Genomic DNA, 22,968 nt, shown 5'->3' on the forward strand with positions numbered 1-22,968 from the left:
CTACGGCGCGAGCATGCGCGCCGTAGCTCCACGATCACATTCGCATGGGGAATTTACGGCATGGTGACACGCAGGACGGTTCTGGGGCGGCTCGGTCTGGCCGGCGGACTGGGCGCGACGCTGGGCGCGATGCAGACGCTGGGTCTCGTCGGCACCGCACAGGCGCAGGACATGAGCGGGCTGACGCCCGGGATCGGCCGCGGCAAGCATGTCGTCGTGCTGGGGGCCGGCATCGCCGGGCTTACCGCCGCCTATGAGCTCGAGCAGGCCGGCTTCCTCGTGACGCTGCTGGAGGCGCGCACCCGCGTCGGCGGGCGCGCCTGGACGGTGCGCGACGGCGACCGGATCGAGATGAACGGCGAGGAGACGCAGACCGCCCGCTTTTCCGACGGCGTCTATTTCAACGCCGGCCCGGCGCGCATTCCGAGCTTCCATCAGGGCCTGCTCGGCTATGCCAAAAAGTTCGGCGTGCCGCTCGAGGTGGAGGTCAATTCCAGCCGCTCCGCCTATGTGATGGCCGACGACGGGTCGAAGATCCGGATGCGCACCGCGATCAACGACATGCGCGGCCGCATCGCCGAACTGCTGGCGAAGGCGATCGGCAAGGGCTCGCTCGACACCGAACTGACCGCCGCGGACCGCGAGCGGCTGATGCCGTTCCTCAAGGCCTATGGCGACCTCGGCACCGACGGCAGGTTCATCGGCACGGAGCGGTCGGGCTTCGGCACCGCGCCGGGGGCGGGGGTCACCTTCGCCTCGCCGTCGACCGCGATGCCGCTCGACCAGCTGCTCGCCAACCAGCGGCTGCCGATGACGCTGTTCGAAGACAACCTCTACATGCAGGCGACGATGTTCGAACCCGTCGGCGGCATGGACCGCATCCATGCCGCGATGGACAATGCGCTGCGCCGTCCCGCGCTGCGCGGCGCCGAGGTGACGCGCATCCGCCAGCGTTCGAGCGACGTCGAGGTGGTCTATCGCGACAAGGCGAGCGGCGCGGCCGAGACATTGGTCGCGGATTATCTGATCTGCACGATCCCCTTTCCGGTGCTGGCGGGGATCGACACCAATTTCTCGCCCCGGCTGAAGAAGACGATCGCCGGCGTCGTCTACGATTATTCGAACAAGGTCGCGTTCGAGAGCCCGCGCTTCTGGGAAAAGGAGCAGATCTACGGCGGCATCTCGTTCACCGGCGGCCCGACGACGCTGGTCTGGTATCCCTCCGCGGGGCTGCACAGCGAACGCGGCATGCTGCTCGGCTGCTATTCCTCCGGCCCCAATGCCGCCGAGTTCGAAAAGCGGCCGATCGCCGAACAGATCGCCTTCACCCGCGGCGTGATCGACCGGCTGCACCCCGGCCACGGCGCCGATCTGGTGGGCGGCCTCGCGGTCAACTGGCACAAGATCCCCTACAGCCTCGGCCCCTGGCCCGACTGGAACGCCGGCAGCGCCAACGGCCGGCAGGAAGGGCATATCGACACCGAAGCCTATCGCTTCCTGCAGGCGCCCGAGGGCCGCGTCTATTTCGCCAGCGCCGCGCTCAGCCAGACGCCCGGCTGGCAGGAGGGCGGCATCCAGTCCGCGCGCGCGCAGGTGCTGGCCCTCGCCCGCCGCGTCACCGCACAGGCGCTGGTCACACCGAGGCCGGCCACCCGCGCCGCATGACCCGCCCCGCGCCGACGCGCGCGATCCGCCGCGGCTATGACCGCGCGGCGTCGATCGAGGCGGCGATACGCCCATGTCTTCCTGGCGGCGGCTATCGTCACGCGCGCCTCGACCTATCGTTCTGATCTGACGCCGCGGCGGGCATCCGTTCGCCGCGGTCCGACCTTCAACGGGAGAATGCACCTCATGAATCGCCATTATTGCGCCACCCTGCTCGCCGCCGCGCTGCTGGCCATGCCCGCCACGTCCGCCATGGCGCAGACCGTCGAGAAGCATGCCAACACGCCCGCCGGGCTGATCCTGCAATCGGTGACGGTCAAACCGGGGGCAACGACGCTGTACCTCAGCGGCCAGCTCGCCGCGCCGCTCGACCCCGCCAAAAAGGTGCCGCCGGCGCAGCTGACGATCGCCGATTTCGGCGACACGAAGACGCAGACGATCAGCGTGCTCAACAAGATCAAGGCGATCCTGAAGGAGCATGGCTATGCGATGAGCGACATCATCAAGCTCACCGTCTTCGTCGCCGGCGATCCGAAGCTGGGCGGCAAGATGGATTTCGCCGGCATGAACGACGGCTTCAAGCAATTCTTCGGCACCGCCGACAATCCCGGCACCGTCGCTCGCTCGACCGTGCAGGTGGCGGCGCTCGCCGGCCCGGCCTTCCTCGTCGAGATCGAGGCAACGGCGGCCAGATAGGACGCCGCTGCCCGCCGGCGCCGCGTCGTTACGGATTGCCCCTGGCGTGGTTTAGGCCCTACCTGACCACCCACGCATTCGACGGACCGTCATGACCACCGATCCCACGTCCCCACGGGCGCGCACGCTGCAGGATATCGCGCGACTGGCGGGCGTGCACTCCGGCACCGTGTCGCGCGCGCTCGCCAACAATCCCCTCGTCAATGCCGAGACGCGCGCACGGATCCAGGCGCTGGCGGCCGAACACGGCTTTCGCCCGAACCAGATGGCCAGCCGCCTGCGGACGCAGAAGACGAACGTCGTCGGCGTCGTCGTCCCGCTGGGGCACGAGAAGCGCCAGCATCTGTCCGACCCGTTCTTCATGACGATCATGGGCCATCTCGCCGACCAGCTGACCGAGGGCGGCTATGACATCATGCTCTCGCGCGTCATCCCCGACGCGGACGACTGGCTGGAGCGGATCGTCGATTCGGGCATGCTCGACGGGGTGCTGCTGATCGGCCAGTCCGACCAGTTCGCCGCGATCGAGCGCGTCGCCGCGCGCTACCGGCAGCTGGTGGTGTGGGGCAGCAAGGTCGAGGGCCAGCGGCATTGCGCGGTCGGCGTCGACAACCGGCTCGGCGGCCTGCTCGCCGGCCGGCGGCTGATCGCGCGCGGTTGCCGCCGCATCGCCTTCTTCGGCGAGACGCGGACGCTGGAGCTGGTCCATCGCTATCAGGGATTGCAGGATGCCTGTGCGGAGGCGGGCATCGCGCCGCCGCTCGCCTGCGCGACGCATCTGGCGTCGGACGTGATGACCGCGGAGATCACGGCGCATCTCGATCGCCTGGGTGACGGCATCGACGGCATCGCCGCCGCATCGGACGTCATCGCGATGCGCATCGTGCGCGTGCTGGCGGATCGCGGTATCGCCGTGCCGGACGGGATGCCGGTGATCGGCTTCGACGATCTGCCGCTCGCCAATCACATCGTGCCCCGGCTGACGACGATCCGGCAGGACGTCGCTTATGGCGCCTCGGCGATGATCCGGGCGCTGTTCGACCGCATGGACGGCCGCGATTCCCCCTCGGTGGTGATGCCGCCGGTGCTGATCGAGCGCGATTCCGCCTGACGCCGGCGACGGCGCGCAAGCGCCCCGTCCGCTCGTTCCATCCATCGCATGCGCCCTTTGCAAACGATTGTTGCAATCCTTTGCAACTGAGCTATAGGCTGCCCTCAACGAGACCGCCGCCAACGGCAGGTCGTACAGGAGAGGGTTTCATGCGGAACGCATCATATTTGTTCGTCGGCGTCGCCTTGGCATCGTTCATGCCGCTGGTCGCTCAGGCGCAGGTTGCGTCGCCGCCGGCCGCGGCCGCCCAGGCCGGCGATGCCGCCGCCGACGATCAGGCCGCGGACATCATCGTCACCGGCACCGCGCGTCCCGAACGCCGCCTCACCACCAGCATCTCGGTCAGCGCGCTCGACGCGACGCAGATCGCGCAGGCCGCGCCGCTCGGCAGCGCCGACCTCGTCCGCAACGTGCCGGGCCTGCGTTCGGAAGCCTCGGGCGGCGAGGGCAACGCCAACATCGCCGTGCGTGGCCTGCCGGTCGCCAGCGGCGGCGCCAAGTTCGTCCAGTTCCAGGAGGACGGCCTGCCCGTCCTCAACTTCGGCGACATCGCCTTCGCCACCGCCGACGCCTTCGTCCGTCCCGACAACAACGTCCAGCGCGTCGAGGTCGTCCGCGGCGGCTCCGCCTCGACCTTCACCAGCAACGCGCCGGGCGCGATCATCAACTTCATCAGCAAGACCGGCAAGACCGCCGGCGGCAACGTCGCGGTGACCCGCGGCCTCGATTTCGACCGCACCCGCATCGACGCCGATTACGGCGCGCCGATCGGCGAGGACTGGTCGTTCCACGTCGGCGGCTTCTACCGGATCGGCGATGGCGTGAAGAAGATCGGCTACAACGCCGAGAAGGGCGGCCAGATCAAGGCCAACATCACCCGCACCTTCGCCAACGGCTTCGTCCGGCTGAACGGCAAGTTCCTCGACGATCGCGCGCCCGCCTATATCCCGGTGCCGATCCGCGTCGGCGGCACCAACAGCGATCCCAAGTTCAGCGCGCTGCCCGGTTTCGATCCGAAGAACGATCCGCTGCAATCGCCCTATTTCCGCTCCGACCTTGCCGTCGGTCTCGACGGCAAGCGCATCCGCACCGATGTCGCCGACGGCTATCGCACGAAGGTGCGCGGCATCGGCGGCGAGGCGTCGTTCGACCTCGGCGGCGGCTGGAACTTCGACGACAAGTTCAACTATGCCAAGAATTCGGGCGGCTTCACCACGCCCTATGCCGCCAATGTCGCGACCGCCGCGTCCTTCGCCACCTCGATCGGCGGCGCCGGCGCGACGCTGCGCTACGCCAACGGCCCCAATGCCGGCCAGACGATCGCCAATCCCGGCGCCCTCAACGGCAATGGCCTCGCGACCAACGCTCTGCTGTTCAACGTGACGCTGAACGACTTCACCAACGTCACCAACATCCTGACGCTGGCCCGCGACTTCGACGGCGGCAGCGCGGGGTCGGGCACGGTCACGCTCGGCTATTTCAAGTCGTTCCAGTCGATCGAGATGGACTGGCACTGGAACAGCTATCTGCAGGAGGTGTCGGGCAACCGGCCCGCGCTGCTCGACGTCTATAACGCCGCCGGACAGGCGCAGACGCAGAACGGCCTGATCGCCTATGGCGAACCGGTGTTCGGCAATTGCTGCCAGCGGTATTACGACGTGAACTACAAGATCGACGCGCCCTATCTCGCGGTGACGTGGAAGACCGGCCGCCTCAACGTCGACGGCAGCGTGCGCTGGAACAGCTCGAAGGCGGATGGCCGTTACGCCACCAACAACGGGCTGACCGTGCTCGACGTCAACGGCGACGGCGTGATCCAGGTGCCAGAGCGCACCGTTCCGGTCGCCCGTCTCGCGAACGCCAAGCCCGTCGACTATCGCAAGAATTACTTCACCTGGTCGATCGGCGCGAACTTCGAGATCCAGAACGACCTCGCGCTGTTCGCCCGCGTCAGCCGCGGCGCGCGCTTCAACGCCGATCGCGTCCTGTTCGGCGGCGGCGTTCGCGACAACGGCAGCATCGCGGACGAGATCGCGGTCAATTTCGTCAACCAGCAGGAAGCCGGCGTCAAGTTCCGCTCCGGCCCCGTCTTCGCCAACCTCACCGCCTTCCGCGCGACGACGGCGGAAGCGAACGAGATCATCATCCCGCAGCAGCGGCTCATCAACAACAAGTACCGCTCCTACGGCCTCGAGCTGGAAGCCGGCGTCGATTACGACATCTTCCACCTGACCGGCGGCGCGACCTACACGCATGCGCGGATCACCGAGAGCGAGGTACAGCCCGCACTCGAAGGCAATACGCCCTATCGTCAGGCCGACCTGATCTTCCAGGCGACGCCGTCGATCGTGCTCGACCGCTTCTCCCTCGGCGCGAACTTCATCGGTACCACCTCGTCCTATGCGTCGGACAACAACGGGCTGAAGATCCCGGGTTATGTGATGACGGGGGCGTTCGCCTCCTTCTCGGTCACCCCCGCGCTGCGCCTGTCGGTCAACGCGCAGAACCTGTTCAACGTGCTGGCGATCACCGAACTGGGGCTGGCGACGGACACTTTGCCCGCCAACGGCATCAACACCGCGCGCGCCTTCCCCGGCCGCAACGTCAGCGCAACCATCGGCCTGAAGTTCTAAGGCCAATCGACATTCAGCCCTGACGGCCTGCAAACGGCGGTTTCGCGCGCTTCCGGTGCTCACGTACCGATAGTACGCTGCGCTCCGGGTCACGCAAAACCACCGTTTTCGGCACGTCATCATCTGAAATATCGATCGGCCCTAGGGCACGGACGCGTCGCCGGCGGCCCCCGGTTCGGGCGGGTCGCCGGCATCGGTCAATGGAAGGGAAGAACATGGCTCTGCGCAACGTCTTCGGCGCGATCGGGATCGCGACGCTCGCTCTCGCCGGCGCCGGCCTGATGCCGGCCGCCGCGGCGGCGCAGACCGGACCGGCGACGCCGGCCGCGCTGGCCGGCATGGCGGGCGACTGGCTGGTCGTGCCGCGCCGCACGCCCGATTCGATCGCGATCGGCGGCATCCCGCGCTCGTTCCGGCTCGCCGTCGAGGGCGGCACGGTCAAGGGCCTGTTCCGCTTCAACGGCTGGGATTACCCGATCGCCAACTGGGTCGCACGGCCCGACGGCCATGCCTTCGACCTGACCGGCAAGCCGCCCTTCGTGAAGATGCGCGCGCGCGCCACCGCCGACGGCCGGTTCATGGACATATGGATCGGCGACGAGGTGGTCGGCGTCGCCCCCTTCCTCGCGCGCCGGGTGACCGCGACCGAACTCGCCGCGATCGAGCGGAGCGCGCCGCGCCCCGACAATATGACCAAACTGCCCTTGCCGGCGCCACGCGACCTCGGCGTGCGCAACCTCGCGCCGGTGCCGCCGATGGGGTGGAACAGCTGGAACGTGTTCCGCGAGGCGGTCGACGACCGGTCGGTTCGCGCGATGGCGGACGTGCTGGTCGCCAGCGGCCTGCGCGATGCCGGCTATCGCTACGTCACGATCGACGACGGCTGGCAGGGCCAGCGCGACGCCGCGGGCGTGCTGCACCCCAATGCGAAATTCCCCGACATGAAGGGATTGGTCGACTACATCCATGCGCGCGGGCTGAAGGTCGGCATCTACAGCTCGCCCGGCCCGGTCACCTGCACCGGCTATGTCGGCAGCCACGGCCATGAGGCGCAGGACGCGAAGACGTTCGCCGGGTGGGGCGTCGACCTGCTCAAATACGACTGGTGCAGTGCCGGCAACATCTACGATACCAAAGTCGAGATGCAGGCGCGCTATCAGGTGATGGGCGCGGCGCTGCAGGCGACCGGGCGCGATATCGTCTACAGCCTGTGCCAGTACGGCCTCTACGACGTCGGCAGCTGGGGCAATGCGGTCGGCGGCCATATGTGGCGCACCGGCGGCGACAGCATCGAGGGCGATCTGTGGCATGCGGTCGACTATCGCTTCGATCACAACGGCCATGCCGCCGATGCGGGGCCGAGCGCGTGGAACGACGCCGACATGATGCTGGTCGGCATCGACGGGCTGACCCCGGAGGAATATCGCACGCATTACACGCTGTGGACGATGGCCGCCTCGCCGATCATCCTCGGCAACGACCTGCGGATCATGACGCCGGCGGTGAAGGCGATCGTCGCCAACCCGGGCGTGATCGCGGTCGGTCAGGACCGGTCGGGCGTGCAGGGCCGGCGCGTCGCGCAGGCGGGGGCGACCGAAATCTGGTCGAAGCGGCTGGCGGACGGGTCGACCGCGGTCGCTGTGTTCAACCGTGGCGCGGCACCGGCGGCGATGACCGTCGACTGGCGCGCCCTCGGCCTGCCCGTGCCGAAGCGGGTGCGCGACCTGTGGTGCGATGCCGACGTGCCGGCGGCGGCCGATTATACCGTGCAGGTGCCGCGCCACGGCGCCGTCCTGTTGCGCGCGTTCTGACCGCGATGATCGAGCTCGAAGACCGGTTCGCCCGCCACGGCGCCACGTTGCGCCGCCAGCTGGAGCGATTGTACGGCGCGACGCACGACGTGGCGACGCTGTGGACCCGTATCGAGGCGGCGGTGCGGGCCGGCGCGGCGGCGCGGCCGGCGGCGCTGCAGGCGCTCGACGTGGCGCGCGTCGCGGATCCCGACTGGTTCGTCGCGCCCGACATGATCGGCTATTCGACCTATGTCGATCGCTATGCCGGCACCGTCGCGGGCATGACCGCGCGCGTCGATCATCTCGAATCGCTCGGCGTCCGCTATCTGCACGTGCTCGCGCTGCTCAAGGCGCGGGCCGGCGACAGCGACGGCGGCTTCGCGGTGGCGGATTACCTCAGCGTCGAACCCGCGCTCGGCACGATGGCGGACGTCGAGGCGCTCGCCGAACGGCTGCGCGCCGGGCGGATCAGCCTGTGCGTCGACCTCGCGCTGAACCACACCGCGGACGATCACGCCTGGGCGCTGGCGGCGAAGGCCGGCGATCCCTTCTACCGCGATTTCTACATCGTGCTCGACGCGGCCGAAGCGGCGGCGCGCGAGGCGATGCTGCCGCAGGTCTTCCCGACCACCGCGCCGGGCAATTTCACCGACGTGCCGGCGATGGGCGGGCAGGTGTGGACGACTTTCTATCCGTTCCAATGGGACCTCAACTGGGCGAACCCCGAGGTCATGCTGGCGATGATCGGGACGATGCTGCGCCTCGCCAACCACGGGTTCGAGGCGTTCCGGCTCGATTCGACCGCCTTCCTGTGGAAACAGGCGGGGACCGACTGCCGCAACCTGCCGCAGGCGCATTTCATCGTCCGCGCGCTGCGCGCCGCGCTCGACATCGCCGCGCCGGCGACGCTGCTGAAAGCGGAGGCGATCGTCCCGACCGCGTTCGTGCCGCCCTATTTCGGCGCCGACGAAGGGCAGGGGTTCGAGCCGGAATGCCACCTCGTCTACAACAATTCGCTGATGGTCGCGGGCTGGGTCGCGCTGGCCGAGCGGTCGGCGGCGTTGCCGGCGGCGATCGTCGCGGCGAGCGGCGGGCTGCCGCGCGGCGCCAACTGGCTGACCTATGCGCGCTGCCATGACGATATCGGCTGGGGCGCGGTGCTCGGCGACCTGCGCGGGATCGATGCCGCGCCCGAAGCGCGGCTGGCCGCCGCGGCGCGCTATCTGGAGGGGGCCGGCGACAGCTGGGCACGCGGCGAGCCGTTCCAGTCGGACGGATCGACGCTGCACGGCACCAACGGCATGCTCGCCTCGCTCGCCGGGCTGGAAGCGGCGGCGGACGATGACGCGCGCGAAGCCGCGTTCCGGCGCATCGCCCTGCTCAACGCGCTCGCCGTCGCCGGCGGCGGCGTCGCGACCACCTATATGGGCGACGAGGTCGGCATGACCAACGACCATAGCTATCGCGACGACCCGGCGCGGCGCCACGAAGGCCGCTGGTTGCATCGCCCGGTGATGGACTGGACCGCGATCGGCGGCGCGGCGGCGGCACGGATCGGCGGCGACCTTGCCCGGCTGCGGCAGGCGCGGATCGCGAGCGGCGGCGCCGGCGCACCCGTGCCGATCGCGACCGACGACGCGGCGCTGCTCGCGATCGGCTGCGGCACCGATACGGTGTTCCTCAATTTCTCGGGCGAGCCCGTGCCGTTGCCGCACGCGGGCGAGGATCGCTTGACCGGATCGCCCGCGGCCGGGATGCTCGGCGGCTGGCAGGTGGCCTGGATCGCAGGAGTTCGTGCATGAAGCCGCGTCTGTCGCTCGCCCGCATCGTCGAGATGAACCTCGGCTTCTTCGGCCTGCAATTCTCGTTCGGGCTGCAACAGGCGAACATGGCGCCGATCTACGCCTATCTCGGTGCGGACGAGGCGTCGCTGCCGCTGCTGTGGCTCGCCGGGCCGATGACCGGGCTGCTCGTCCAGCCGCTGATCGGCGCGCTGTCGGATCGCACCACCAGCCGGCTCGGGCGGCGCACCCCCTATTTCCTCGTCGGCGCGATCCTGTGCAGCCTCTGCCTGTTCGCGATGCCGTACAGCCCGGTGCTGTGGGTCGCCGCCAGCCTGTTGTGGATCCTCGACGCCGCCAACAACGTGACGATGGAGCCCTATCGCGCCTATGTCGGCGATCGCCTGTCGGAGGACCAGCGGCCGACCGGCTTCCTGACGCAATCCGCCTTCACCGGCCTCGCGCAGACGTTGTCCTATCTCGCGCCGTCGCTGCTGGTGTGGTGGGGCCTCGACAAGGATGCGGTGGACGCCAACGGCATCCCCGACATCACGCGCATCGCCTTCATCGTCGGTGCGATCCTGTCGCTGTCGACGATCCTGTGGTCGGTGCTGCGCGTCCCCGAACTGCCGCTGACGCCGGAGGAGCGCGCGGCGATGCAGGCCGACCGGGTGACGCTGGGCGGCGCGGTGCGCGACGTCGTCGCTGCGATCCGCGACATGCCGCCGGCGATGCGCCGGCTCGGGATCGCGATGCTGTGCCAATGGTATGCGATGTTCGCTTATTGGCAGTTCATCGCCTTCGCGCTCGCCCGGTCGCTGCACGGCACCAGCGATGCGGGCAGCCAGGGCTTCCGCGACGCCGCGCTGACGGTGGGGCAGATCGGCGCCTTCTACAATGCGGTCGCCTTCGTCGCGGCGCTCGCGATGGTGCCGGTCACCCGCCGCTATGGCGCGCGCAGGGTCCATGCGGCGTGCCTCGCCATATCGGGCGCGGCGATGCTGGCGATCCCCGGCGTCGCCAGCGAGCAATGGCTCTACGTGCCGATGATCGGCATCGGCCTCGGCTGGGCGAGCATGATGGGCAATCCGTACGTGATGCTCACCGACACCGTGCCGCCGGCGCGGTTCGGCATCTACATGGGCATCTTCAACATGTTCATCGTCATCCCGATGATGATCGAAAGCCTGACCGTCCCGCTCTTCTACCGTCCGCTGCTCGGCGGCGATGCGCGCGGCATGCTCTATGTCGCGGGGGTGTTGATGGTGATCGGCGCGGTGGCGACCTTGCGGGTCGGCAACAAGACGAAGCGGAGCGTCGCGGCATGATGCGGTGGATGATGGGCGCCGTGCTGGCGATCGCCGCACCGGTGGCGGCGGCTCCGGCACAGGATGCGGCGCGCGATGCCGCCTTTATCGAAACCGAGGTCGTGCGGCTGTGGCCGGGACGCGCGCCCGGCGCGACCGCGGACACGCCCGGACAGACCCCGACGATGACGATTTTCCGCCCGCAAAAGGGGCGGGCGAACGGCGCGGCGGTGATCGTCGCGCCGGGCGGCGGCTATGTCGAACTGGCCGGCAATATCGAGGGGCGGCAGGTCGCCGACTGGTTCGCCTCGCACGGGGTCACCGCCTTCGTCCTGCGCTATCGCTACGGCCCGACCGCGCGTCTGCCGCTGCCGTTGCTCGACGGGGCGCGGGCGATCCGCACGGTCCGCGCCGATGCCGCCCGCTATGGCCTCGATCCGGCGCGGATCGGCATGATCGGCTTTTCCGCCGGCGGGCATTTGAGCGCGATGACCGCCGCCACCGCCGATCGCGGGCAGGCGGGGGCGACCGACCCGGTCGAGCGCCAGAGTAGCCGCCCCGACTTCCTCGTGCTCGGCTATCCCTGGCTGGAGGCGACGGTGGTCGATGCGCAGGGCCGCTCGCCCTATTGCACCTTCGCCCGGACCGGTTGCGACCCGAAAGACTATGCGCGCTACCTGCCGGTCGACGCCGTCACCGCGGCGATGCCGCCGACGTTCCTCTACCACACCAGCAGCGATCCGGTGGTCAAGGCGGACGGCGTCCTGCGCTTCTACACCGCGTTGCAGGCGAGGGGCGTCAACACCGAACTGCACGTCTTCGCGGTCGGCGAGCATGGCACCGGGCTGGGCGGGTCCGACCCCGCGCTGGCGCGCTGGCCCGACCTGATGGAGCATTGGCTGCGCGCGCTCGGCGTGTTCCGGTAACGCCCGCCGCGTCCGGACCCCAGGGCCAATCGACATTCAGCCCTGACGGCCTGCAAACGGCGGTTTCGCGTGCTTCCGGTGCTCACGTACCATTAGTAGGCTGCGCTCCGGGTCACGCAAAACCACCGTTTTCGGCACGTCATCATCGGAATGTCGATCGGCCCTAATCCGCGAAGAAATGCGGCAGGCGGTCCGCCAGCGACGGCAAATAGACCAGCATCGCGCCGAGATGCGCCTTCATCGCCGCCACCGCATTCGCCGTGTCGCCTTTGCGCATCGCCTCGAACACCGCCTCATGCTGTTCGACCAGCCGCAGGATCGACGTCGCATCCTCGAGGCTGAGGTGACGGACGCGGTCCATGTGCAGCTTGATCGAGCCGAGCGTGCGCCACGCCATCTCCTGCCCCGCGAGCCTCGCCAGCTCGCGATGGAACTGGTCGTCGAGCATCAGGAAGCGGCGATGGTCATCCGCGCCCGCCGCCCGGCGCTGCGCCGCCAGCAGGTCCTGTAACAGCGCGAAATCGAGATCGGCGGCACGGCTCGCGACGCATTCGACGATCGCCGATTCCACCGCCTCGCGGATGAAGCGGCCGCTGATCGCGAACGACAGGCTGATCCGCGTCACCTCCGTGCCCCGCTGCGGCAGCGCGCGGACCAGATGATGTTCGGACAGCCGGATCAGCGCCTCGCGCACCGGCTGCCGGCTGATCCCGAGCGAACCGGACAGTTCGTTCTCGCTGAGCCGCATGCCCGGCGTGAAGACGTTGGTGACGATCTGCTGCTGGAGGTATTCGCGGACCTGGAACGCGACGTTCGCGGTCGGATCGAGCACCAGGTCCTGCAGGCTCCGGTCTTCCGCCACGTTCGTTGCCAATGTGCGCTCCCACGGTCCGCTAAGTCACGGGCCGTACCGTAAAATGATCCGACACTCCATCACATCCAAATCGGCTTGACCCGATAATCCGCCTCCTCTAGATATGGCGACTAGTATACAAGTAGGCGAGGATGATTGTGGTCGCGATATCGGTGGCAAAGCCGCATGAACTGCGTCTGTCGGAAGCGCCGGTCGTCACCGCCGCGGCAGGCGAGGTCGCGATCCGCGTCGCCCGGGCGGGCATCTGCGGCTCCGACATCCACATCCTCCACGGCAGCAATCCCTTCGCGAAATATCCGCGGATCATCGGCCATGAGGTGGTCGGGACGGTCGATGCGGTCGGCGACGGCGTCGTCAGCCATGCGGTCGGCGACCGGGTGGTGATCGATCCGGTGGTCGCCTGCGGTCATTGCTATCCCTGCCGCCACGACCGCCCCAACGTCTGCGCGCATCTGCAGGTGATCGGCGTCCATCGCGACGGCGGCTTCCGCGAGCGGATCGCGGTGCCGGCCGCCAATGCGATCCGGATCTCCGCCGGGATCGAGGATGCGGTCGCATGCCTCGCCGAACCGCTCTCGATCGCCGCCAACGTGCTGGAGCGGACCGGCATCCACGCCGACGACACGGTGCTGATCCTCGGCGCGGGCACGGTCGGGCTGACGGTGTTGCAGGTCGCGAGGCTGCACGGCGCGCGCTGCATCGTCTGCGACCTCGACGAGGCGCGGCTGGAGCGTGCGGTCGCCTTCGGTGCGGACCGGGTGCTGCTGTCGGGGCGGGACGATATCGCGGCGGAAGTCGCCGGCGAAACCGACGGGCTCGGGCCGACCCTCGTCATCGACGGCACCGGCGTGCCCGCGCTGCTCGACCTCGCCTGTCGCGTCGCCAGCCCGGCGGGGCGGATCGGCCTGCTCGGCTTCGCCGCGACGCCGTCGCCGCTCAGCCAGCAGCAGGTGGTCAGCAAGGAATTGCTGATCGTCGGATCGCGGCTGAACCGCGGCCGGCTGCCGCAGGTCGTCGCCTGGCTGGAGGAGGGCAAGCTCAGCCCCGGGGCGATGGTGACGCAATGTTTCGCGGCGGAGGATGCCGTGGAGGCCTTTCGTCTGATCGAGGATCATCCCGATCGGACGGTGAAGGTCCAGCTGACGTTCTGACCGACACGTAATCCACGTCCCGCCGCCCAGAACATCAACGGGCGGGACGCACAACAGGAGGGGATTTGACCATGATCGACATGACTGGATACGCGCGTCACCTGAAGATCGGTTTCATGACGGGGGCGGCGGGCCTCGCCCTGTGCGTCGCGGCGCCGGCGCTGGCGCAGGTCGAACCCGCCAAGCCCGCCGACGCGGCGGCGCCGGAAACGCAGGAGACGCCGGCGGCGAAGGACGACGGCCTCGCCGACATCGTCGTCACCGCGACCAAGCGCGGTTCGGCGCAGAACGTCCAGAACGTGCCGATCGCCGTCACCGCCTTCGGCGCGCTGCAGCTCGAGGAACAGCATTTCCAGAACCTGCAAAGCCTCAGCTATTCGATGCCCAACGTCCAGCTGACCGCGGTCGGCACGCAGCCGGGCTATGCCACCTTCTCGATCCGCGGTTTCGGTATCAGCAGCTCGATCCCGTCGATCGATCCCACCGTCGGCACGTTCATCGACGGCGTCTACATGGGCGTGAACACCGGCGTCGTGCTCAACAATTTCGATATCGAGGGGATCGAGGTGCTGCGCGGGCCGCAGGGCCTGCTGTTCGGGCGCAACGTCACCGGCGGCGCGGTCGTCATCCGCAGCACGGTGCCGAGCAACGTCCTTCACGCGGACGTGCGCGCCTCGGTGTCGTCCGGGCCGCAGACGCGCGGCAGCGTCATGGTGACCGGGCCGATCGTCAAGGACCGGATCCAGGCCAAGCTCGCGATCCTGTACGACAAGGACTACGGCTACTTCACCAACGATTTCAACGGCAGGAGCGATGTGGGCCGCAGCCGCACGCTCATCATCCGCCCCGCGGTCAGCATCGCGCCGACCGACACGGTGGAAATGATCCTGCGGTACGAGAACGGGCGTTTCGACGGCGACGGCGCGGTCGCGACCAACCGCGGCCTGTATCCCGCCGACAGCTTCCGCGTGAACATCGACAATGAAGGCTATGCGCACAATCGCTGGAATTCGGCATCGGCGGAAACCAACATCGACACCGCGTTCGGCGACGGCAAGATCACCAACCTGATGGCCTATCGTGCCGTCACCTCGCGATCGAGCGCGGACATCGATGCCTCGCCGCGCTACGATTACAACGTCAACTATTTCACCCGGCAGCGCCAGATGAGCGAGGAACTGCGCTACGCCGGCACCTTCGGCCGGTTCGACGTGACGACCGGGCTGTACTTCTTCACGCAGAACATCCGCTATATCGAGGATCGCTACCTCAACCGCGGCGCGACGCACATCACCGGCGGTGGTTCGCAGCAGCAGGAAACCTATGGCATCTTCGCCTCGGTCGACTGGCATATCGCCGACACGCTGACGATCAACGCCGGCGCGCGCTATTCGTCGGAAACGAAGCAAGTCGCGGTCGCCAACCTCGTTCCCGGCGGCTGCAACCTCGCGGCCGAGACGTGCAACTATTCCTTCCGCGACCGCAACAGCTGGCATAATTTCGCGCCGCGCCTCGGCCTGCAATGGAAGCCGTCGGACGACACGCAAGTCTACGGCTTCTGGGCCAGGGGCTTCCGCAGCGGCGGCTATAACTTCCGCAACGTCTTCACCCAGATCGCGCCGGGGCCGTTCGACGACGAGGAGCTGAACTCCTATGAGATCGGGCTGAAGCAGGACATCGGCAACGCGCTGCGCCTCAACGTCGCCGGCTTCTGGAACGACATCGGCAACCTGCAGCGCGAGATCCAGACCGCGGTGCCGGGCGTCGGCACGGCGCAGCGCATCCTCAATTCCGCCGACGCCCGCGTCCGCGGCGTCGAGGGCGAGGTGACGTTCAAGCCCGGCCACGGCTTCACGCTCGCGGGCCAGTTCGGCTATCTCGACGGCCGGTACACCGACGTCTTCTTCGACCTCAACAACGACCGCGCGATCAACGACCGCGACCTCGCGCTGAAGCTGCCGCGCCTGTCGCCCTGGACCTATGGCGGCTCGATCAACTGGACGCACGACTTCGACGCCATCGGAGTCGATGCACGCGTCGCCGCGAACCATCGCGACGCGGATTTCTACAACGACGCCAACACCGGACTGCTGCCGGGTGCGACGATTGTCGATGCCAACCTGACGCTGCGCCGCGGCCGCTACAGCCTGTCGCTGTACGGCACCAACCTGCTCGACGAGGTGACGCTGGGCGCCAACGTGCCGCTGACCTTCTTCCCGGGATCGACCTTCTCGTCGCTCAACAAGGGGCGGGTGTACGGTGCGGAAGTGGCCTTCAAATTCTGACAGGGCGGGGTGGCGTCTCTTCCCCGCCACCCCGCTCCACTCCGGCGACCGGTTCCAGCGGACCGGTCGCCTTTTTTCTACTGCGAACGCGGTCAGGCGTCGGCGCGCAACAGGTCCATCGGCAGGATCGCGCCGCGCGTGCGGATGACGCGGGCGGCGACGGCGTGGGCGCGGCGGACGGCGCCGGCCGGCGCATGGCCGGCGAGGCGTGCGGCGAGATAGGCGCCGTTGAAGCCGTCGCCCGCGCCCGACGTGTCGACCGCATCGGCGACGGGCAGGGCGGGGATCGCCTCGACCCCCTGCGTGGTCATGAGCAGGCACGGATCGGGGCCGCGCTTCACCACCACCTCCCGCACGCCCCAGCCGGCGAGGCGCCGCGCGGTGCCGACGGCATCGTGGTCGTCGAACAGCAGCAGCTCGTCGTCGGCGGTCGGCAGCGCGATATGCGCGAGGCGATAGGCGCGCTCCAGCGCCGCGGCGGCCTCGGCCCGGTCGTGCCACAGCGCCAGCCGGACGTTGCCGTCGAACGCCAGCGTACCGCCGCGTGCGCGGAACCCGCCCAGCACGTCGAACAGCGTGTCGCGATGCTCGGGCGACAGGATGGCGAGCGTGATGCCCGACAGATAGGCCATGTCGACATCGCGCAGCGTCGCCGTCAGCCAGTCCGGATCAGCGGCGAGCAGCCGCGCCGCAGACGTGTCCCGCCAGTAATGGAAGCTGCGTTCGTGCCCGTCGAGGCTGATGAGATACAGGCCGATCCGCCGCGCGTCGATGCGGCGGACATGCGTGGTATCGATGCCCGCATCGTCGAGAAAGGCGATCAGCTGGCCCGACAAGGGATCGCTGCCGCACGCGCTGACGTAGCGGACCGACACCGCATCGGGATCGGTCAGCGCGCGCACCGCCCAGGCGGTGTTGAGCGTGTCGCCCGCGAAGCCGCGCCGGAAACGGCCGTCCGCTTCCGGCGCGAATTCGACCATCGCCTCGCCGATGCTCGCGAACACCTGCCTCACAGCACGCCGCCCGCGCGCAGGCGGTCGAGCGTCCCGACCGCGCCATGCGTGGCGAGCGCGGTCAGCATCCGCGCGATCGCGTCGCGCAGGGCCGGGTGCCGGTCGCGTTTCGGCACCAGCCCCGATTCGTCGAACAGTGCGGCCACCACCGCGCCCGGCGACCGTCCCGGCGCGGCGAGCGCGCGCAGCGTCCCCGCCTGCGGATCGTCGAGCGGCAGGGGCGTGCCGTCGTCGGCGTGGCCGCCCGCGACGCGCAGCCACGCCGCGATGCCCAATGCGATGCGATCCATGCCCCGGCCCTCCGCCGCCAGTACCGCACCGGGCGCGAGCAGGCGTTGCGGGATCTTGTGCGATCCGTCCGACGCGATCTGGCGGGTGCGGTGCTTCAGCGCGGTGTTGCGGAACCGCTGCAACAGCTGGTCGCGATAACCGCAAAGGTCGGTGCCGGGCGCCATCCGCAGCGTCGCGGCGCTTTCGTCCATCAGCGCGGCGACGTGATCGGCGAGCGCCGGCACCCGCATCGCATCCGCGACCGTCTCCCAGCCGGCGAGCAGCCCGAGATAGGCGATCGTCGAATGCGATCCGTTGAGCAGCCGCAGCTTCATCTCCTCCCACGGGCGCGCATCTGCGACCATCGTCGCGCCGCTGTCCTCCCACGCCGGGCGGCCGGCGGGGAAGCGATCCTCGATCACCCATTGGCTGAACGGTTCGGCCATCACCGGCCACGCATCCTCCAGCCCCAGCGCGGCGGCGATGCGGCGGCGATCGGCGTCGGTGGTCGCGGGGACGATCCGGTCGACCATCGTATTGGGGCAGGCGACGCTATCCGCGATCCAGTCCGCCAGCCCCGATCCGTCGGCGCGGGCATAATCGGACAGGATGCGCGCGACGACATGGCCGTTGCCGGGCAGATTGTCGCACGACAGCACGGTGAAGGGTGCCAGCCCCGCGTCGTGGCGGCGGCGCAGCGCGGCGACCAGCAGCCCCGGCACGGTGCGGGGCGTGGCCGTTCCCGACAGGTCGGCGCGGACGGCGGGATCGTCGCGGTCGAGGCCGCCGTCGCTGCCGCGCAGATAACCCTTTTCGGTCACGGTCAGGCTGACGATGCGCGTGTCGGGCGCCACCATCCGCCGCATCAGCGCGTCGCCATCGGCCGGTCCGTATAGCGCGCGCAGGCTCCCCATCACCGTGATACGGTCGCCATCGCCGCTGGCCTCACACACGGCGTACAGGCCGTCCTGCGGCCGCAGCGCATCGCGCGTGTCGTCGGACCTGAGACTCGCTCCGGCGACGCCCCAGCGCGGATCGCCGGCCAGCAGCGGCTGGAGATACGCCGCCATATGCGCACGCTGGAACGCGCCGAGGCCGAGATGCACGATCCCGATGCCGAGGGACGCGGGGTCGTAGCCGGGCCGCCCGATCGACGCGGGCAGATCGGCCAGCGTCGCGCGCGACAGCCGCGTCACGCCGCCGCCCCCGCCAGATCGGCACGCGTATCGCGCACCACTACCGCCACCACCAGCGCCGCGATCAGCCCCAGCGCCCCCGCCAGTGCGAAAGCGCCCGCATAGCCGACGCTGGTCCGCGCCACGATCAGCCCGGTCAGCGCCGGGCCGATGATGCCCGAACAATTGGCGACGCCGTGCATGATGCCGCCGACCCCGCCCAGTTGCGCCGCGCTGATGCGGTTCTGCAGGATGACCCAGAAGGTGCTGCCGGTCAGGTAGAGGAAGAAGGTCGCGACGCTGACCAGCGCCACCGCGCTGAACGCGGTCGTCACCTGACCCGCCAGCGCCGCCGCGATCGCCGCGACGCCCAGACCGATCGTCAACACCAGCTTGGCCGCCAGCATCGGCTTGCCGGTGCGCGCCCGTACCCAGTCGACCACGCGTCCGCCCGTCGCCAGCCCGACGAAGCCCAGCGCCCAGGGCAGGACGTTCATGATGCTCATGTCGTGGACCGACAGGTTGCGGGCGTTGGTCAGATAGACCGGGAACCACGTCAGGAAGAAATAGAGGATGTAGTTATAGCCGAAGAACGCGACCGTGGTCGCCGCGACCACCGGCTGCGCGAGCTGCGACAGCAGGCTGGGGGCGGGGCCGGTGACGCGCGTGACGGGCGGCTGGTCCGCCTCGATCTCCGCGACCTCCTCCGCGGACACGCGCGGGTGGCCGCGCGGGCGCTCGCTCAGCCTTGCGAACCAGAAGGCCATCCACACGAGGCCGATGACGCCCGCGATGACGAACGAGAGGCGCCAGCCGAAATTGACCGCGAGCAGGCCGATGAACGGCCCGGCGATGGCGCTGCCCAGCGGCGATCCCGACAAAGCGGTGCCGATCGCGGTCGCGGCCTGCCGCTTGGGAAACCAGTTGCTGACCATCTTGTTCGCCGAGGTCGCCAGCGGCCCCTCCGCCATGCCGAACACGACGCGCAGCAGCAGCAGCGACCAGAATCCGGTCGCCAGCGCGGTCGACGCGCACAGCAGCGACCACAGGGCCATCGAGATGCCGAGCATCTTCCAAGCGCCGACTCGGTCGACCAGCAGCCCGCCGGCGATATTGAACAGCACGTAGCCGACGAAGAAGGCGGAGAAGATGAAGCCGAGCTGTTCGGGACCGAGGCCGAGGTCCTTGGCGATCATCGGCGCGGCGACCGACAGCGCCGACCGGTCAAGATAGTTGATGACGCTCGCCAGAAACAGCAGAACGACGACCTGCCAACGGTATGCCTTCATGAACCTCTCCGTTCGTCGCTGCTGGGCCGGCCGGTGGCGTTGACCTCTGCGCCGGCAATGCGTACCAACAAGTCTTCTAGTATACAAGCCGGTCGGTCAATGCCGGCGCATTGAGAGGATGCCATGCCGACTATCGTCTCCGCCCGCGTCATCGTCACCAGCCCGGGGCGTAATTTCGTCACGCTGAAGATCGAATGCGACGACGGCACCACCGGCGTCGGCGACGCCACGCTGAACGGGCGCGAGATGTCGGTCGCCAGCTATCTGGCCGATCATGTCGTGCCGTGCCTGATCGGGCGCGACGCGCACCGGATCGAGGATATCTGGCAGTATCTGTACAAGGGCGCCTATTGGCGGCGCGGGCCGGTGACGATGACCGCGATCGCGGCGGTCGACATGGCGCTGTGGGACATCAAGGGAAAGATCGCGGGGCTGCCGGTGTATCAGCTGTTCGGCGGGGCGAGCCGCGAAGGCTGCATGGTCTATTCGCACGCCAACGGCACCACCGTCGCGGACACGATCGCGGTGGCGAAGGCGGAAGTCGCCAAGGGCTACAAGGCGGTCCGCCTGCAATGCGGCGTGCCGGGGCTGGCCAGCACCTATGGCGTCGCCAAGCCGGGCCAGCGCTACGAACCGGCGGACGGCGACCTGCCGGGCGAGAGCGTCTGGTCGACCAGCAAATATCTGCGCATCGTCCCCGAACTGTTCGCCGCCGCGCGCGAGGAACTGGGCTGGGACGTGCATCTGCTTCACGACATCCACCACCGGCTGACCCCGATCGAGGCCGGGCGGCTCGGCCGCGATCTGGAACCCTATCGTCCGTTCTGGCTGGAAGATGCGACGCCGGCGGAGAACCAGGATGCGTTCCGCCTGATCCGCCAGCACACCACCGCGCCGCTGGCGGTGGGCGAGGTGTTCAATTCGATCTGGGACTGCAAGACGCTGATCGAGGCGCAGCTGATCGATTATATCCGCGCCACCGTCGTCCATGCCGGCGGCCTGACCCATCTGCGCCGGATCGCCGCGCTGGCCGATCTGTATCAGGTCCGCACCGGCTGCCACGGCGCGACCGACCTGTCGCCGGTCGCCATGGCCGCGGCGCTGCACTTCGGCCTGTCGGTCCCCAACTTCGGCATTCAGGAGCACATGCCGCACACCGCGGAGACCGACGCGGTCTTCCCCCACGCCTACACCTTCACGGACGGCATGATGCATCCCGGCGACGCGCCGGGGCTGGGTGTCGACATCGACGAGGCACTCGCCGCAGGCTACGAATACAAGCGCGCCTACCTGCCGGTGAACCGGCTGGAGGACGGGACCTTGTGGAGCTGGTGACGCACCGGCGGCGCGGCGCCGGGCTCAGTCGCCCTTGCGCTGCGCGGCGGTGGCGGCGCGGATCGCCCTGAATTCCGACGCCGCATTCCACTGCGGCCATGCGGTGCTGCCGGCGAGGTCAAAGCCGATCCGGCGGAGCAGGTCGACGTCGGCGGCGGCGCCCGCGAGGTTCCAGTCCGCCGACCAGGCGTCGCAGGTCTGGTGATAGCAGCGCATATAGCCGTCGAGCCAGCGTTGCCCCGCCGCCCGTCCGCCGTCGACCAGATCGGGCGCGCCGCTGATCGCCATCAGCAGCAGCGTCGGCACCCCGCGCCGCGCCAGCGAGAAATGGTCGGCGCGATAGAACAGGCCGCGCTCGGGCAGCGCCTCGGGCGTCACCGTCCGCCCCTGCGCCTTCGCGGCGGCGGCCAGCCGTTCCTCCAGATCGTTCTGCCCGGCGCCGACCAGCAGCACGTCGCGCGCGGGGCCGGCGGTCTGGAGGATGTCGAGCGTCAGGTTGGCGACCGTCTTCGCGGCCGGATAGAGCGGCGCGGCGGCATAGGTTTCCGATCCCAGCAGGCCGCGTTCCTCGCCGGTCCACAACGCGAAGACCTGCGTCCGCGCCGGGCGCGGCGCCTTGGCGGCGGCACGGGCGATCGCCAGCACGCCCGCGGTGCCGAGCGCGTCGTCGTTGGCGCCGGGGCGGATGCGCCGCCCCGCGGCATCGGGCGTGCCCTCGCCATAGGCGTCCCAGTGCGCGCCATACATCACCGTCTCGTCGGGGCGGCTGCGGCCGGTCAGCCTGGCGATGACGTTGCGGCTCTCGGCGCGGGTGACGGCGACGGGCAGGTCGGCGGACAGGCCCTTGCCGCGAAGCGCGACGGGACGAAAATCGGACCGCCGCGCCGCCTTGCGCAATTGCGCGAGGTCGAGCCCGGCATCGGCGAACAGCCGCGTCGCCGCCGCGCCCTCGATCCAGCCCTGCAGGGCGACGCGCGGCGCGGCGGGGGCGGCGACGTCGTAATTCTCGCCGCCGGGCGCGGTGACCGTCGCCCAGCCATAGCCCGCGCCCGCGGTGTCGTGGACGATCAGCGCCGCCACCGCACCGCGTCGTGCCGCCTCCTCGAACTTGTAGGTCCAGCGACCGTAATAGGTCATGCGCCGGTCGCCGAACCGGCCCGCGGCATCGTCGCCCGGCCCCGCCTCGAAATCGGGATCGTTGACCAGGAAGACGGCGACCTTGCCCTTCAGGTCGACGCCCTTGAAATCGTCCCACTGCCGCTCGGGCGCGGACACGCCATAGCCGACGAAGACCAGCGACGCGTCCGTGACGATGGCGCGCGCATCCGGCCGGACGGTGGACAGATAGACGTCGCGCCCCGCGATCAGGGGCCTGCCGTTGGCGCTGACCGCACCGGCGCCGAGCATCGTGCGGATCAGCGGCACCGGCTGCGTCCAGCTGCCGCCGGGGCCACCGGGCTCCAGCCCCGCCGCCTTGAACTGCGCGACCAGCCAGTCGATCGTCTTCGCCTCGCCGGGCGTGCCGGGTGCGCGGCCGCCGAAGGCGTCGGAGGCGAGCGTCTTCACGTCCGCCGACAGGCGATCCGCCGGGATCTGCGCGAACGCGGGCGTCGCCCCCAGTAGGGGGACAGCGGCGAACAGGGCGGCGAAACGGGGCATATCGG

At 69.2% G+C, this 22,968-nt stretch carries 17 protein-coding genes; 12 read left to right on the forward strand and 5 right to left on the reverse strand.

Going from position 1 to position 22,968, the window contains the following annotated elements; genetic code table 11:
• Positions 1–171 precede the first annotated feature (171 nt).
• The 9 genes from AC1RTO_RS08065 (at position 172) to AC1RTO_RS08105 (ending at position 11,912) form a co-directional block, all read left to right on the forward strand.
• Positions 172–1,665 carry a flavin monoamine oxidase family protein gene (locus AC1RTO_RS08065; RefSeq protein WP_493160824.1) on the forward strand — a complete coding sequence of 498 codons (1,494 nt, stop codon included), beginning with the start codon at positions 172–174 and terminating at the stop codon, positions 1,663–1,665.
• Entirely contained in the window at positions 1,662–1,790 is a 129-nt protein-coding gene (locus AC1RTO_RS08070; protein ID WP_493160365.1) for a hypothetical protein, read from the forward strand. The genes AC1RTO_RS08065 and AC1RTO_RS08070 overlap by 4 nt, the downstream gene beginning before the upstream one ends.
• Before the next feature lie 52 nt (positions 1,791–1,842).
• Positions 1,843–2,361, forward strand: a complete 519-nt coding sequence (locus AC1RTO_RS08075) for a RidA family protein (RefSeq protein ID WP_493160366.1) — start codon at positions 1,843–1,845, stop codon at positions 2,359–2,361.
• Positions 2,362–2,452: 91 nt separating this feature from the next.
• On the forward strand, positions 2,453–3,472 hold the full coding sequence (locus AC1RTO_RS08080) for a LacI family DNA-binding transcriptional regulator (RefSeq protein ID WP_493160367.1): 1,020 nt from the start codon (positions 2,453–2,455) through the stop codon (positions 3,470–3,472).
• A 149-nt stretch (positions 3,473–3,621) separates the two neighbouring features.
• Positions 3,622–6,105, forward strand: coding sequence for a TonB-dependent siderophore receptor (locus tag AC1RTO_RS08085; RefSeq protein WP_493160368.1), 2,484 nt, complete (start codon positions 3,622–3,624; stop codon positions 6,103–6,105).
• A gap of 215 nt (positions 6,106–6,320) precedes the next feature.
• A complete protein-coding gene (locus AC1RTO_RS08090) occupies positions 6,321–7,916 on the forward strand; it encodes a glycoside hydrolase family 27 protein (protein ID WP_493160369.1) in 1,596 nt (531 codons plus the stop codon).
• Between the two features lie 5 nt (positions 7,917–7,921).
• Positions 7,922–9,700, forward strand: a complete 1,779-nt coding sequence (locus AC1RTO_RS08095; protein WP_493160370.1) for an alpha-amylase family glycosyl hydrolase — start codon at positions 7,922–7,924, stop codon at positions 9,698–9,700.
• On the forward strand, positions 9,697–11,007 hold the full coding sequence (locus tag AC1RTO_RS08100) for an MFS transporter (RefSeq protein ID WP_493160371.1): 1,311 nt from the start codon (positions 9,697–9,699) through the stop codon (positions 11,005–11,007). Before AC1RTO_RS08095 ends, AC1RTO_RS08100 begins: the two co-directional genes overlap by 4 nt.
• Complete coding sequence (locus AC1RTO_RS08105) at positions 11,004–11,912, forward strand: alpha/beta hydrolase (RefSeq protein ID WP_493160372.1); 909 nt, start codon at positions 11,004–11,006, stop codon at positions 11,910–11,912. The genes AC1RTO_RS08100 and AC1RTO_RS08105 overlap by 4 nt, the downstream gene beginning before the upstream one ends.
• A gap of 163 nt (positions 11,913–12,075) precedes the next feature.
• Here AC1RTO_RS08105 and AC1RTO_RS08110 read toward each other — a convergent pair whose 3' ends face one another.
• Entirely contained in the window at positions 12,076–12,786 is a 711-nt protein-coding gene (locus AC1RTO_RS08110) for a GntR family transcriptional regulator (RefSeq protein ID WP_493160373.1), read from the reverse strand.
• A gap of 152 nt (positions 12,787–12,938) precedes the next feature.
• Here AC1RTO_RS08110 and AC1RTO_RS08115 point away from each other — a divergent pair, with 152 nt between their 5' ends.
• Both AC1RTO_RS08115 and AC1RTO_RS08120 read left to right on the forward strand, forming a co-directional pair.
• Entirely contained in the window at positions 12,939–13,937 is a 999-nt protein-coding gene (locus tag AC1RTO_RS08115) for a zinc-binding alcohol dehydrogenase family protein (RefSeq protein WP_493160374.1), read from the forward strand.
• A 71-nt stretch (positions 13,938–14,008) separates the two neighbouring features.
• Positions 14,009–16,222: a TonB-dependent receptor gene (locus tag AC1RTO_RS08120; RefSeq protein ID WP_493160375.1), complete on the forward strand. Its 2,214-nt coding sequence runs from the start codon at positions 14,009–14,011 to the stop codon at positions 16,220–16,222.
• 92 nt (positions 16,223–16,314) lie between these two features.
• Here the strand turns inward: AC1RTO_RS08120 and AC1RTO_RS08125 are convergent, their stop codons facing one another.
• The 3 genes from AC1RTO_RS08125 to AC1RTO_RS08135 are packed head-to-tail and all read right to left on the reverse strand — an operon-like array spanning position 16,315 to position 19,969.
• Positions 16,315–17,235 (reverse strand): sugar kinase, encoded by a 921-nt coding sequence (locus AC1RTO_RS08125; protein ID WP_493160376.1) that lies wholly within the window; start codon positions 17,233–17,235, stop codon positions 16,315–16,317.
• The gene (locus AC1RTO_RS08130) at positions 17,232–18,701 is read right to left on the reverse strand and encodes a mannitol dehydrogenase family protein (protein WP_493160377.1); all 1,470 of its coding nucleotides are present in this window, start codon (positions 18,699–18,701) and stop codon (positions 17,232–17,234) included. Before AC1RTO_RS08130 ends, AC1RTO_RS08125 begins: the two co-directional genes overlap by 4 nt.
• Entirely contained in the window at positions 18,698–19,969 is a 1,272-nt protein-coding gene (locus AC1RTO_RS08135; protein ID WP_493160378.1) for an MFS transporter, read from the reverse strand. The genes AC1RTO_RS08130 and AC1RTO_RS08135 overlap by 4 nt, the downstream gene beginning before the upstream one ends.
• A gap of 123 nt (positions 19,970–20,092) precedes the next feature.
• Between AC1RTO_RS08135 and manD the strand changes: the two genes are divergently transcribed.
• Positions 20,093–21,304 carry a D-mannonate dehydratase ManD gene (manD, locus tag AC1RTO_RS08140; RefSeq protein WP_493160379.1) on the forward strand — a complete coding sequence of 404 codons (1,212 nt, stop codon included), beginning with the start codon at positions 20,093–20,095 and terminating at the stop codon, positions 21,302–21,304.
• Between the two features lie 24 nt (positions 21,305–21,328).
• Here manD and AC1RTO_RS08145 read toward each other — a convergent pair whose 3' ends face one another.
• Positions 21,329–22,963, reverse strand: a complete 1,635-nt coding sequence (locus AC1RTO_RS08145; protein ID WP_493160380.1) for a M28 family peptidase — start codon at positions 22,961–22,963, stop codon at positions 21,329–21,331.
• Positions 22,964–22,968 lie beyond the last annotated feature (5 nt).

The organism is Sphingomonas sp. GW821-FHT10F09 (assembly GCF_058809195.1).

What these genes read in the sequence shown, in the direction of transcription:
- AC1RTO_RS08085 (WP_493160368.1), top strand. Translation starts at nt 3,622, where the DNA reads ATGCGGAACGCATCATATTTGTTCGTCGGCGTCGCCTTGGCATCGTTC.
- AC1RTO_RS08065 (WP_493160824.1), top strand. Translation starts at nt 172, where the DNA reads ATGAGCGGGCTGACGCCCGGGATCGGCCGCGGCAAGCATGTCGTCGTG.
- AC1RTO_RS08100 (WP_493160371.1), top strand. Translation starts at nt 9,697, where the DNA reads ATGAAGCCGCGTCTGTCGCTCGCCCGCATCGTCGAGATGAACCTCGGC.
- AC1RTO_RS08135 (WP_493160378.1), bottom strand. Translation starts at nt 19,969, where the DNA reads ATGAAGGCATACCGTTGGCAGGTCGTCGTTCTGCTGTTTCTGGCGAGC.
- AC1RTO_RS08070 (WP_493160365.1), top strand. Translation starts at nt 1,662, where the DNA reads ATGACCCGCCCCGCGCCGACGCGCGCGATCCGCCGCGGCTATGACCGC.
- AC1RTO_RS08105 (WP_493160372.1), top strand. Translation starts at nt 11,004, where the DNA reads ATGATGCGGTGGATGATGGGCGCCGTGCTGGCGATCGCCGCACCGGTG.
- AC1RTO_RS08090 (WP_493160369.1), top strand. Translation starts at nt 6,321, where the DNA reads ATGGCTCTGCGCAACGTCTTCGGCGCGATCGGGATCGCGACGCTCGCT.
- AC1RTO_RS08080 (WP_493160367.1), top strand. Translation starts at nt 2,453, where the DNA reads ATGACCACCGATCCCACGTCCCCACGGGCGCGCACGCTGCAGGATATC.
- AC1RTO_RS08095 (WP_493160370.1), top strand. Translation starts at nt 7,922, where the DNA reads ATGATCGAGCTCGAAGACCGGTTCGCCCGCCACGGCGCCACGTTGCGC.
- manD (WP_493160379.1), top strand. Translation starts at nt 20,093, where the DNA reads ATGCCGACTATCGTCTCCGCCCGCGTCATCGTCACCAGCCCGGGGCGT.
- AC1RTO_RS08145 (WP_493160380.1), bottom strand. Translation starts at nt 22,963, where the DNA reads ATGCCCCGTTTCGCCGCCCTGTTCGCCGCTGTCCCCCTACTGGGGGCG.
- AC1RTO_RS08120 (WP_493160375.1), top strand. Translation starts at nt 14,009, where the DNA reads ATGATCGACATGACTGGATACGCGCGTCACCTGAAGATCGGTTTCATG.
- AC1RTO_RS08075 (WP_493160366.1), top strand. Translation starts at nt 1,843, where the DNA reads ATGCACCTCATGAATCGCCATTATTGCGCCACCCTGCTCGCCGCCGCG.